This is a genomic window from Rahnella sp. ChDrAdgB13 (assembly GCF_017655185.1).
In the GTDB taxonomy this organism is placed as follows: Bacteria; Pseudomonadota; Gammaproteobacteria; order Enterobacterales; family Enterobacteriaceae; genus Rahnella; species Rahnella contaminans.
The window spans coordinates 1-13251 of the sequence record NZ_JAEMGT010000102.1 but is presented as its reverse complement, the minus strand read 5'-3'; the positions used below and the strand labels follow the sequence as shown (position 1 = coordinate 13251).

Annotated in this window: 9 protein-coding genes; 2 read left to right on the top strand and 7 right to left on the bottom strand. The window is 51.6% G+C overall.

The window, feature by feature from the left end; genetic code table 11:
• Positions 1–111: 111 nt before the first annotated feature.
• Both aldA and J8X26_RS22030 read left to right on the top strand, forming a co-directional pair.
• Complete coding sequence (gene aldA / locus J8X26_RS22035; protein WP_208951968.1) at positions 112–1551, top strand: aldehyde dehydrogenase; 1440 nt, start codon at positions 112–114, stop codon at positions 1549–1551.
• Between the two features lie 210 nt (positions 1552–1761).
• Positions 1762–2805 carry a hypothetical protein gene (locus J8X26_RS22030; RefSeq protein ID WP_208951967.1) on the top strand — a complete coding sequence of 348 codons (1044 nt, stop codon included), beginning with the start codon at positions 1762–1764 and terminating at the stop codon, positions 2803–2805.
• Positions 2806–2916: 111 nt separating this feature from the next.
• On the opposite strand, the gene J8X26_RS22025 is transcribed toward J8X26_RS22030, so the two are convergent.
• From J8X26_RS22025 to J8X26_RS21995, 7 genes are all read right to left on the bottom strand, one after another.
• Positions 2917–3330 carry a hypothetical protein gene (locus J8X26_RS22025; RefSeq protein ID WP_208951966.1) on the bottom strand — a complete coding sequence of 138 codons (414 nt, stop codon included), beginning with the start codon at positions 3328–3330 and terminating at the stop codon, positions 2917–2919.
• 224 nt (positions 3331–3554) lie between these two features.
• On the bottom strand, positions 3555–4976 hold the full coding sequence (locus J8X26_RS22020) for a hypothetical protein (protein ID WP_208951965.1): 1422 nt from the start codon (positions 4974–4976) through the stop codon (positions 3555–3557).
• Complete coding sequence (locus tag J8X26_RS22015) at positions 4960–6882, bottom strand: hypothetical protein (protein WP_208951964.1); 1923 nt, start codon at positions 6880–6882, stop codon at positions 4960–4962. The genes J8X26_RS22020 and J8X26_RS22015 overlap by 17 nt, the downstream gene beginning before the upstream one ends.
• Before the next feature lie 10 nt (positions 6883–6892).
• Positions 6893–8551, bottom strand: a complete 1659-nt coding sequence (locus J8X26_RS22010) for a hypothetical protein (protein ID WP_208951963.1) — start codon at positions 8549–8551, stop codon at positions 6893–6895.
• A 9-nt stretch (positions 8552–8560) separates the two neighbouring features.
• A complete protein-coding gene (locus J8X26_RS22005; RefSeq protein ID WP_208951962.1) occupies positions 8561–10396 on the bottom strand; it encodes a hypothetical protein in 1836 nt (611 codons plus the stop codon).
• Between the two features lie 67 nt (positions 10397–10463).
• Positions 10464–12614, bottom strand: coding sequence for a hypothetical protein (locus tag J8X26_RS22000; RefSeq protein WP_208951961.1), 2151 nt, complete (start codon positions 12612–12614; stop codon positions 10464–10466).
• Between the two features lie 21 nt (positions 12615–12635).
• Positions 12636–13115, bottom strand: coding sequence for a hypothetical protein (locus J8X26_RS21995; protein ID WP_208951960.1), 480 nt, complete (start codon positions 13113–13115; stop codon positions 12636–12638).
• Positions 13116–13251: the final 136 nt, after the last annotated feature.

Here is a 13251-nt window from a genome sequence, read left to right as displayed (position 1 = left end):
GAAAGGTAAAAACGTCACGGATAGAACAGGCTGTTAGAACTTTACAAAAAAGAGCTTATTTTTTAACAACTCGTTCATCATCCCTCTATCCGTTCTTTGGAGATTTCTGACATGGGCACAGTTCAAAAACGTATGTACATCAACGGTGAATTCGTTGAAAACACCGGCGGTAAGTGGATTGACGTGGTCAATCCGGCCACAGAACAGGTGATTTCGCAGATCCCTGAAGGCTCTGCCGAAGACGCGAAAAAAGCCATTGATGCTGCCGAAGCGGCGCAAGCGGGCTGGGAAGCGTTGCCCGCAGTGGAACGGGGCGTGTGGCTGCACAAAATCGCCGCCGGGATCCGCGAACGCGAAGCCGAACTGACAGAAACCATTATTGCGGAAGGCGGCAAAACCTACGGCCTGGCGCAAACCGAAGTGCTGTTTACCGCCGATTATCTCGATTACATGGCCGAATGGGCGCGCCGTTACGAAGGCGAAATCATTCAGAGTGACCGTCCAAACGAAAATATCTTTGTGTTCCGCAAAGCCATCGGCGTGACGACCGGTATTTTGCCGTGGAACTTCCCGTTCTTTCTGATTGCCCGTAAAGCCGCACCGGCGCTGATCACCGGCAATACTATCGTGATTAAACCGAGTGAAATCACGCCAAACAACGCCATTATTTTTGCAGAAATCATTCACAAAATCGGTCTGCCAAAGGGCGTGCTGAATATCGTCACCGGCTACGGGCCGGTTGTCGGGCAGGAACTGGCGGCGAACCCGAAAGTCGGCATGGTCAGCCTGACCGGCAGCGTGGCGGCGGGTATCGCTACCATGACCGCTGCGGCGCAGAACGTCACCAAAGTCTCGCTGGAACTGGGCGGGAAAGCCCCGGCCATTGTGATGAATGACGCGGATTTGGGTCTTGCGGTCAAAGCCATCGTCAGCTCACGCGTGATCAACACCGGGCAGGTGTGTAACTGTGCGGAACGTGTTTACGTGCAGGAAGGCGTGTACGACGAATTCATTTCGCGGATCAGCGTGGCGATGAAAAAAGTGACCTTCGGCAATACCGCTGAACAAAAAGAGCTGGATATGGGGCCGCTCATCAGCGGTGCGGCGTTAAAACGCGTCGAGGACAAAGTGGCGAAAGCCGTCTCGCAGGGGGCGAAAGTGCTGCTGGGCGGCAAACGTCACGGCGACAAAGGCTTCTTCTATCAGCCGACGGTGCTGGTGGATGTAAAACAGGATATGCCGATCATGCATGAAGAAGTGTTCGGCCCTGTCCTGCCGGTCGCGACATTCAAAACGCTGGAAGAAGCCATCGCGATGGCCAACGACAGCGAGTATGGTCTGACGTCTTCTATCTATACCTCCAATATCAACACCGCGATGAAAGCGCTGAAACAGCTGAAGTTCGGGGAAACCTATATCAACCGCGAAAACTTTGAAGCGATGCAGGGGTTCCATGCGGGCTGGCGTAAATCCGGCGTCGGCGGCGCAGACGGCAAACACGGCTTGCAGGAATATCTGCAAACCCACGTCGCATATCTGCAATTCCATTAATTTGTGCATGAAAACAGCCGGAGCGGGGGAAACCGGGTTCCGGCTTTTTGTATCTCAAGACTACGGCCATTAATCCTTCAAAACATCCGCTTAAAATAACTTCGATAAATAAAACAAATCCTATCTGATACAATGAGTAATTAGAATCTGATGCACCTAAGGTCTGCATCATGCGTGTCCTGAATATATCCTGCGAGCGAGCACGACAAAATGAGCGTGATACAGAGCCTTATCAAACAAGCCTTTGGCACCGGTAACAGCAATGAAGCGGCCACTTTTCTGGCCAGCGCGTGCAACCGGATGAAGGCAATGGATAAAACGTCTATCGCCCGCGAAGTGGAAAGCGCACTCAGAGGCGTCAGTTTCAGCCGCGCTGAAGGCGATAAAGCCAAAGTCAAAACCGTTTTTAAAGACACCGCCGTCACGCTCGAAAAACTGGTATCACTGGAAAAGCAGGTGCGCAGTCTGACCCATGAACTGGCCGTTGCACGCAACCAAACCAGCAGCGGGAATAAAGAAGACGTTCAGCGACTGGAAGGAGAATTATACCGTCTGAATACGCGGGTCAGCGAACTGCTGCGCCAGGCTGAAATACAGAAAAAACGGCACGCTGACGAACTGGCGCTGATGCGCGCACGTCAGCAAACTGCCGGGAATTCAGTTTCCGCCGAGCTGGAAGAGTCCAGAAATCTTGTCGCTTATATGGGCAGTCAGATGGCGGCGATGGCCGCTGCCCGCGACAGGCTTCAGGAGCAGGTGACCGGGGAAGAAGACAAACGCCACGCGGCTAACCGTCGTGCCGACGGTAATTACGCCTTGCTCGGTCAGCAGAAAGAACTGACGGCTGAGGCTAACCGTAAAGTCACGCAACTGCGTGCCAGTCTGAAACTGGAAGAGTACGAAGGGCAGAACGCGAAGAGTGAAAAAGCGAAACTGAAAAAGCAGCTCGCTGAAATTCAGGAAGAAAATACCCGTCTGGCAGAGCGCGTTCGCGATAACGAAGAAGATTGCGAACGCCTGAGCCAGGCGCTGGATCGCACGAATCAGGAATTCGCCGCCTACAAAGCACAAAAACAGCGTTTAACCCGCTGGATCCATATTCCCGGCGCGATGATGGGGATCGCCGTTTCGGCGGTCATATTGTATACCGGCGCCCAGCCGGGACATCTCTATGACAGCCTCGCCCCCGCCGCCTTCCTCGGCTGCGTGGTGTACGCGCTATCCCACATGATCGCGTACACCCGAAAAGCATAACTTTTTATACGCAGCGCCGGAAATGGCTGCCACAACTCAGCAGGGATCTGGCCCGGAAAAATATTTCCTGCAAAACACGCATAAAATATTACCGGGCCTGATTTAGTCTGCTTATTTAAGTGCAAACATTTGCCATGCACCTTTGATATTTTTCAACTCAATATTACTGATTATGCAATGGTTGGGGTTACCCGGCTGCGGATCCGTGGACACCGTGGCATTTTTATTAACCAGCGTGGACGCATTGGTGCCTCCTGCCTGTTTTAAATCTTTAGATCTGCCGGTATCCGTTTTAATTAACGCTTCGACTTTAGCCTGATCAACGCCGGAATTCGCTTTAGAGCATAAGGCCGAAACGTTTTGTAAGGTGCCCGGATATCCATCCTGGCTGGCGTAATTCGCATCCGTATTAGCCGCACCGTAACGGACTACTAATGCCCCTTTAGGCACGTCGTTAACTTTTGCAAAAGATGACGCGGAAACCAGCAAACCAGCAGCAATAACGAGCATATAATGTTGTTTCATTTGAACCTCGCTAACAGATTGATTTAAAGACATATGCAGGAAATCTGCACAGGTCACTTCACAAAAAATGGCCGAGGACAGATCGCAAAACAGATCATCTGCTTCGGGAATCTAACGCTAAATAATTTGTACAGAATCTTTATTCTCATATCAGATTTCGGGCATAGGCATCTCCTGATTGTGATATTTAAACTGACGGCATTCAGCCCTTTCCGGGTATTACATTACGGCACATAAATAATCTCAAACGTGGTGGTCTGGTTATTACGCTCCACTTTTCCTCCGTCGACGTAACGAATTTGCAGGTCATAGGTATATACGGGTTTTTTATCCGGATGCAGGATGAGATCTATCACCGATACTTTTACGATGGCGTCGTGATCCGGATTCGTTTTATTCAATTCGAAAGTTTCATTCCCGATATTGACTAACATACGCTCGATCGGACGTGGCCCGGACGAACTGTAGGCCTGGGGATCACTTTTGAACGTAAGGGTATTGGAAATGTCCACGGGCGTGGACTGTGTAATAAAATCGAGCGGTTTATCCTTATATTTGTCATCCAGCGCAATTCTTACCGGCAGTTTATCGGGATTGAATCCCTTGAACTGAACCTCCAGCTCCCCTTTGAGTAACAGGCTTTGCGGTGATTTTGAAAACAGAGCATCCCAGATTGTCACAAACTGACTGACCGGCAGGGTGAACGAATCTGCGATGCCGCTTTGCAGGTTAATCAGCGCATTCTTCTCCTCTGTTTTACCCGCGGGCAATTCCAGCTGTAATGCCAGCGTATCGGCATTGGCAAACGGGATCAGTTTTCCGTCAGGATGTTTCTGGGTGAACTGGTCTCTGGCGTTGGCAATCCGCGCCTGGTTCACCTTAGGCAGTAAAAAGTAGTCCATCGTGACGTTGACCTGATCCAGTTTCGTGGCGTTATCAGGGGCGGAAAATGAAAATGAGAGCATCGGTTTAAGGTCTGTGCCAAGACCAACCTCAAAGGTATCAGGCAGGTAATACAGGTAATTCTGGAGAACATAGTCCTGATAATAGTTGTAGGTCACATTTTGAAAAACCAGCGGCAGAAGTTTCAGTTGCAGTCGCGCGGGTGGCGGCATAATGCCCTGATAAATATACGGATAGTAGTTTTCCGCGAAGTAGAAAACTTTAGGATCGGTGATCGTATTGGTAATGCTGTGATCGGTTTTGAGTGCAACGACCAGCGTGGTTTGCGCATCAAAATCAGACAAGGCGCGCAGCAACGCATCACGCTGTGCCAGCTCGTTCAGCTCAAGCTCTGCCTGATAAACATTTTCCGTTTCAGTCTCCATCACTTTGTCAAAGACCATTTCTTCGGCATTGCCGAAGGTGCTGAAGCTCAGCACAACATAAGGCGTTTGCGGAACCGGCTGGCTCAGCGCGAAGTTCAGCATCATCTTCCAGCTTGTGCCGTCGGTGCTGGTCGCAATTTCGTAGCGGGTTTCTCCTGAGATGATTTCGGTACACACTTTGGCGGTCAGCGCATCGGCCAGCACCGCCTGGGCAGCCCGGTAGCGCAGGTGTTTCCCCTCTGCAACCGGGAACTGTTCGCGAGCGTTTTGCAAAATAATTTGGTTCAGCGCCACCAGGTTATTAAGAAATATATTCATGGTTTTCCTCAGCATATTCAGTTTGAGCCAGAGATCTGAACTGATTCAGGCAGGGAGACGTCCAGAGATAGCGCCCGTCATGCCGGCGATAAAGCGGGCTTTCCCGTTGTCCTGCGGGCAATTGCCAGCAGGAAAGTGCATTAATCAACGGCGTGAGTTGCGGGATCCCCGCTTGTCGGGCGTAAATCAGTGTGGCCAGCCATTCCGCAGGGTGGGCGTAATACGGGGTTAATGTACTGAGCCGGTCGAAGTCACTGCCGCTCCATTGCACTGCCTGATTCAGCATCTGAGTAATGCGCGGATAAGCGGGCGGCAGAGGACTGCCTTCATCCGTCAGCCTGTGCAGCAAAATCAGCGCATTAGTGTTGACGCAGCAATCGAGCTGAGAGAGTTGGTTCTCATCCTGCATCCAGGTATAAAAGCTCTGACACTCAGCCCACTGGTTTTGCGTGGCTTTCAGGCGGGGATCCACTTTCCGCACCTGATAATTGTTCATATGAGAAAGCGTCTGCCGGGCCTGCGCGAGCGACAGTCGGCCAGATTTATAAAGCAGTTCGGTAATGATGGCCGTGTCATCAATATCGGCACAGATTTTCAGGTTCGCCATCCACTGAGGATGGGCGGCGGCTGGCCAGAAACTGAAATGGTGCGGACGGGTTTCACAGGTTGTCAGGAAACCGAGCGCCTTTTCAATGTACGGAGCCGTCTGCGCGGTGTTCTCCAGCGTGCGTAAGACCTGCGCGGTCACAAACGCATTTTCATCCTGATGCCAGCGCCCGTCGGGTGTTCTGACATACGACACAAAAGCACCGCTGGCAGACTGTTGCGCCAGTAAGGCTTTCAGGCTGAGCCGGGGCGTGTGTACTGACGGCGGCGATGGTCTGACCGGCAATGTCTCAAAATGACTATTCTGCGGGCTGAAAGTGCAGCTGATGGCACGGCTTCCCTGCCTGTCCACCGAAAAGCCCACCACGTTGAACTGTATGGGAATTTGCTCAGTAACCACCCGTTGCAGTAAAGGCAGCTGTTGGTCATTTTGCGTCAGCAGGTTCTGAACTGCGGGGAAAACCCGCTGATTATCACCAAAGAAACTTGCCGCCATCACAAACAGCGTGAAGCTTGCAGGCTTTGCATCCTGTCCATAAACCAGACTAAAACCGTAGGTTGTCGCCGGAAAAACCTGCCCGTTTAGGGTTTGTTGTACGGCCTGCTCCAGCAAGGGCTTCAGCGCAGGCCAAAGCGATTCACAGTCAAAAAAACGCATGACCGCCGCAATGTCAGCGTGCGTGATGTGCGCGCTATGCCATTGAAAGTAATACTCACGCGGCGAGGCGGATTGCTGCGGATATTCGCCGGTCATCAGCAATGACAATCCGGCTTCCCGGCAGGCGGCGAGGGAGAGATTCTCCATCGCGCCGGGCCAGTTCGTTTCGTCAAAACCACCGGACTGCACCTCGGAATAGATCTTCGTTTTCATCCCTTCAGGCGTATATTTTCGCCCCAGCCAGGAGCCAAACCGCAGCGGTTGCGCGCTTTGGTTTTGCATTATGGCTGCCGCATCAAAACGAATGTCAGCGTCATTCTGCGAAACCGGCGCAACTATCTGCCGGTAATGGCGGGCAAACGCGTCTATCCGGCGATCTTCTGCGTAATAAGGTAAAAAGGGATCCAGAGTGCAGGCAAGCGCCTGCGGTTTTGACGTCGAAACAGTAAATTCAAGCGGACAGCCGTTGTAGGCCAGCAGGCTGGTATTAAAAGCCGTCGCTAAACCGCCGGATGCCAGACGTGCCTGCGTGAAACGGGCAATTTCCGCGGTCAGCGTTGCCCGCAGATAAGGCGCTTCCCGGCAAAGTGCGTTAACCAGGGCGTTCCATGCCACTGGGATTACGGTGTTAAGTTCGACCATTGTCTGTCGCCTACGCTACTGCCGGAATAACGATAGCGGGCGGGTTTTCGCTGCCATCAAGCGTCGTTGTCTTACCGCCGACTAAGAAGTACGTGATTTTGTAGTTAACGTTCCACGGTTTCTCGGTCAGACAACGGTATTTAAAGGTCTGGGCTTCGCTTTTATCTTCGCTGAAGGTGTACTTTTTGCTTTTTTTGCTCTGCTTATCGTCCGTATAAGCCAGCTCGACGATCAGCTGGTTGCAATTCTCCCACGAAAATTTCTTGTCCAGAAAAATGGAGATTTCATTGAATGTCAGCACTGAGCCGGGATCGAGATTCAGCAAGGTTGAGGCCGATTGTGATTTTGGCTGGTAGCTGCTGCTGCCTTCCCAGCCGGACGCGGCGGCGGATTTAAAAATAAACTCGCTCTGGATATCGAACAGTTCATTGGTGTTTTTACTCCGGGAGATATTCTTGCCCCATGTCCCGTCGTCGGCGGTGAACGGCGGGGCGGTATAGACCTGATTGTTGTAGCCGATTTTGAAGCTCGCGGCTTTAATGCCGTATTCATCAAATCCGTCCGGCCCGAGCACGGTGAAGTCAATTTTCTGGAAGAACGGATCGTTAACGTTGACTTCAATGAAGTAGGGAGGAACCTTCTTCGCCCGCAGGATATCGCTGCCGATAAAGTTTTGGGGCACCGCGGCCTGGGTGATCGCCTGTGACGAGATGTAGTTGAAGTTCAGCGCTTTCGTCTCTTCGATGCGCACCATTTTTATCTCCAGTGATGCGCTGGGGAAAAGCCCGCCTTTTCCGCCTTCTTCGTCCTCTTTTTTGTCGCTGGCGATCAGGGAATCCAGAATGGAGGAACTGGCCGATTTCGCCTGAGTATTGCTGTCGTCGTTGGGGCTCAGCGAAGCGGTAAAGAAGCTTTTCAAAATCTCTTCTTTGACAAACTGCAACGCCCATTCCTTTTCTTTTTCCGCCTGATCGCCTGGCATACTTTCAGTGACTTTGATGATCAGTTTCTGATCCTGCTGTAGCTTCTTAATGACGCTGTCAAAACCCAGCCAGAAGCTGGCGGGCGTTTCGACCGGGATCGGAATATTGGCCCCAAATTTAAGATCAAACTCTTTATAAAGACTTTCGAGCTTGGCTTCGACTTCCACTTTTAAGGCTGGCGTGATGCCCGTAAAACTGAGGTTGTACGCCACGGCGGCTGGTGCCTGCGCCTGATTAAACGAGGCTTCCAGGATCACCGCTTGTTCCGGCGTTAATTTCGCGCTGAAGATCGCGCTGTTTTTGCCAAAAAGGCTGGGGCTTTGGGCGCTGATTAGCTCGCCGTTCGTCCCTTCCGCACCCAGTACAAAGAAATTCACCGTGCCTTTGTCAAACATCACCTGCGTTTTGCGCGCCGTTTTCGGATCCACCTTGAGTTTGCTCAGGTACTCCTGGAATGCGTTGTTGAGTACATCTTCATCAATGGACGTGTTCACCTCGAAGTTGATGTAGCCCCCTTGCTGACCGCTGCCGTCGCCGGTGTATTTAATCAATGAAAATACCGGCTTTTTATCATTTTCCGCGATATGGATATCACCGGGTAAATACCAGAACTGCTTGTCATCGGAGTCATCAGCAAAGAAGGTGATGTTGTTGATGGTTTGTGTTCTTTCTCTAAGTAATAACATGGCGTTTCCTTAAATGAGGTTGGCGATATTGATACTGTCTTGAACGGTTGCGGTTTGGACGTACTCGGGGTGATCACCGCCTTTGCCATCCTGGTAGGTGAACCAGATATCAAGGTTGACGGTGAGCCGCGCAGGGTCTGGCTGATCAGCGCTGAAACGCTGAATGGCGGCGTCTTTTTCGGTAAATTGAAACACCTGTTGCAGGCAGGCATTCTCGTCAGTGGGAGAATAAGGGTAGCTGACCGACACGATCACTTTTTCGACCTCCTGCCAGTCCATGTTGGCGGAAAGTGTTAATACCCGCTGGTGATACAACGAGGAGAACAGCGAGATATCCTGGCTGGTCGGCTCATCAAGCACGGCGGATAAATGCGGCGAATTGACCTCACTGCTGTACTCCTTGCTGACGTCAAAGAGATACAAATCGGGGTCCGGCAGCGTGACCGGATAATCTTCTTCCCGGGACGTGGAGGTGATCTGAAAAATTTTTGACACGATGGGGCCCGGCAAGAGCCTGTGGCGGCAGCGCACGGTAACCAGAACCGACTGATACCAGTTCCAGTTAAACTGGCTTGCTGCGCGGATAAGAAAATCATAGCGGGCATAAACGGAATCGAGATCCAGATAAATATCGTCCAGCTCAGTTTGCAGATCGCCGGAACTGACGGACGTCACGCTCCCAAAAGGCTTATTAAAATAGACGATAAAATCGTACCCGACGGGCCACAGCATTTTCCCCGTGTTCGGGTCGGTAATGCTCGGTGCTTTGAAATGCTTGGGCAGAACGTCGCCTTTACGGAAGGCATATTGCTGGACGTTGTCGCCATAACGCAGGCGTGCCATCACCAGCTGAATATTGCTGTCCAGCTCGGGCGTCAGTAAGTTTATCTGCACGTTTCGGGAGGCAAAAAAATCATCCTGCAGATCCGTTTCCGTGATCACGCGGCCGGCCTGATAGTCCGTGCCTTTGACCAGTTCACTGAATAAAGCCTGCGGATAAACCGAGCGTTTTACCACCGTCGTTTCGCTCAGTTTTCCGCTCAAACGGCGCTGCTCAATGTCTTTAACAGAAACCCGCTGCAGATAAAAACCGGCCTGTGGCCGGGGTTGCGCAGGGACATCGGCAAACACCGGGGTAAAGAATTCGCTGAGCAGGATCTGCGTCAGTTCGGCACCGGCCTGCGCGATATGTTTGTCGGGGTCTGTGTCGCGGACTTTGATGGTCACGATTTTATCGGTGATCAGCCGTGACGAGGTATTTTCGATATCGACCGAAAAAAACAGCAGGTTGAAGCCCATCGATTCTTGCAGGAACTCATAAACTTTGTCCCAGCTGGCCTCAAGTTCAAAGGTTGCGGGCGGCAGCTGTTGCAGATAATCAATTTTATAGCTGACCGTGACAGGTGCCGTTTCCGGCTTCGCCATCAGGCTGGTCAGCAGGGCGATATTGTCTTGCGGGCCGAGCCTGGCCAGCAGATAGCAATTTTGCTGGTCGTTCAACGCCGTCTTACTGGTTAGTCCGGTAATGAAACCGGGAATATTCAGCGTTGCGCTGCAGGAAATAGCCTGCAAGGGCAAAAGCACCGCATCGCGCGGGATATCCGTGCTGGCATCTGCCGCTGCGCGCGCGGCTTCGGGGCTGCTGGCTAATAAAGTTTGCAGTGACAAGCTGGCATAATAAACGGTGGCCGGTTCGCTGCTGTTTCTGAAAATCTGTAGCTGGACCGCGGGCTGATCGTCGCGGGTGACCATAATGCCCGGCGCTGCGGCGCAGTAAAAATAAACAGGTCTGTCCGGGTCGGCACGGATAAAACAAATGTTTTGCACTATGATCTGATTATTCATCGCGACAATCCTGCGTGACGGAAGTAAAAACAGGGCAACGTTGATTGCCCTGTGTTATTTCAGAGCATCAGAACTTCACCACCACAATTGTCGTGGTGTTCGATACCTTATCTGTTTTCGTTTTCTCTTCGCCTTTGTCACCGAAATACACGGTCGAGACATAGCTTATTTCCGGCTCATTGCCCGCTTCTGCCTGCATGAGATTGAAGGTCAGATATTGGGTCATCGACTTACTGTCGAATTCGGTGATGGCAATACTTTGCGATTCACTGAAGTCCCATTTCGGGTATTTCACCGTCATTTCATAGGTGATCAGCGTGACGTCTTTCTGCGTTGGCTGGAAGATAACCGTGTACTTCTGCGCTTTAGGCAGGGCGTTAGGGATCAGGATCTGATTGCCCTGCGTCAGGCCATAACCCGGCAATTGCGGGCTGGTCTCAACGCCATTGGGAATGTAGGTCAGGCTGTCGCCATTGATGGCGTAGTAATCGGCAGAGTAATAAATTGGTTTATCTACGGTCGTGCCGATGGGATAAATGAACGGTTTAGGCGGAGCTGATTCGCTGATGACCTGGCTGGTGGTTTTAAGATCAACCCCCTTATCGGGATCGGAATAGCGCGTTTTAACCACCACCTGGCTGAAGACTTTCCATCCCAGCGGGTCGAGCAGGGTAGAAATATCGGCGTAAACGACGCCGCACTGGGCGGTGTTAATGGAGATGATCAGATCCCTGTCGCTCTGAATATCGCCGGAATGATAGGGTTTGGCCTGTGTACCGCTGAAGTTAACGGTGTAGGAATATTTAAACGCGCGGCCCAGCTCCGGCTTGATAAACCATTTGCCGGTTTTTTTCGGATCCATATCTTTAGGGTTAAATTGCAAGGTGCTCTGGTTGTCTTTGTCGTAGATGGCCGTCACGACAATATTGGCGATGTTATAGGTCGCCAGATCCTGAGTGACATAGAACTCAGGCTGAATAAATTGATAGAATGGATCGTTCAGGTCGTACTCTTTGAAATAATCCTTCAGGTTCGCTTCGCCCACGATGGACTGGATAGACGGCAGCTGGGTTTGCGGTGCGATGGCAAAGGAAACGACAGAGTTTTCGTCATAAACCCGGGTAAAACTTTTGGTCTGTTTAAGGCTTTCCTGGAATTTACCAAAGTTACCCGCGTCATTTAGCATATCGAGACTCATGTCCAGGCCGGTCTGACTGCTTAAGATTTGCTCAACCTGTTTCTGCCCCCACGCCGTCAGGCCCTCTTTCCACTTGATGTACTGATCGGCCGTCATCCCCATTTCTGCCGCGGTCAGCCCGACCTGAACATCAATTTTAATGGCCCCTTTCTCAATGTATTCGCGTTCAATCTTTTTCTCATCTGCCGACCACGTATGGTAAGAGATGGTTTGCGTGACCGACTTGGTGATTTCGCTGTCGTAGCTCACCGTTACTTTGGCCGCAGGCAGGGAAGCGTCCAGATTGAAGTTAAAACGAACGCCGACGCTTGAGTTTTTATCGGTGCCCGCCAGCACATTTTCAAACAGGGTGGCGCCTTCGCCGGTCAGTGTCAGCCCGAAAACGGTTCTGTTATCGCCTAAACCAGATGGCGATAAAGGCGTCGGGATCTGACGGTAGAATTTTTCATTGTCATCAAGAATTAATGTGGCCTGCGCCGAGGTGTAGTTAGGCTGCAACAGCTTAATTTTCTGTGCTTCTTCCGGCATCAGCTCAGGAAGAAACTGGTCATTGCCTTTGCTGCTGTCATACAGCGACACAAATTTGCTGGCCTGATCGGTGTCAAGGCCGGTATTTTTCAGCGCAGCGTCCATCGCCGCTTTTTTAGTCTGGTTTTCCGGATCCGCTGCCGAAGCCTGTTCGGCTTTAACATAGGTGACAATCAGGGTGGATTTCGCCGTCAGCTGGCCCTGAATATTGCCAAACAGTTCAGCGCGGATTTTGGCTTGCAGATCATCGGGAGGCAACGGCAGCATCACGGTGAACTGGGCATAACCGCCTTGCATGTCTTCGCCGCGATATTTATAGAACATGAAACTGGGGCTGTTAGCGTCGCGGGCAACAAATACCGGGATTTCGGGCACGACGTAATACGTATTCTTGTCCAGGCTGTCGCCGTAACAGGTACAGATATATTCAGTTTCGCCCAGATACTTATCCGTTGGGATTTTGATCGACTGCTGCAAAGCGGTGGTTAACATAGGGCATTCCTCTTGTTTATATCACTTGGTGTATTGCAGTTTGACGGGGCTGACACTGGCCTTCAGGCGGCCAGAGTCGTAGGTTTTCGGGAACAGCGATTTCAGGTTTCCACTCCAGCTGTATTCAATCTGGCCGTTGAGACCGGCAAAATGGACGTTGACCCACCAGCTGGCCTGCCACGTGGGTTCTGTGGAAAATGAGAAGCTAAAAGATTGTTTTTTTGCCGGGCCCGCGGGCAGGTAGGTCGCGCTGCCTTTGACCGACTTAAAGCTGGATTTCAGGTCTTCGGCATCAAACAGGACGCTGTAAAAACCCAGTTCCTGCGGCGTAAGGGCAATGTCGTCTTGCCAGCGAAGTTGCGTTTCGTAGTCGCTGTAATCCGCAAATTTGACCCGGAGCGTGATCGTGCTGATGTCCGATTCGGTTTTCAGCGTGACCGGTGTGAAATTGGGCCACGGCATCGGTGTCTGCTCATCTGCGTACACCAGATCAACCGACATGATGTTGAAACCGGCCGGGTTGAAACCCAGACTAACCCGGCATTCACGCGTGATGACCGGCTTGTCAGCTACCGTGTTCCGTCAAAGAAAAGTTGCGTCAATTTTGGAAATACAGCCCCTAAGCGCTGTCAGCAAG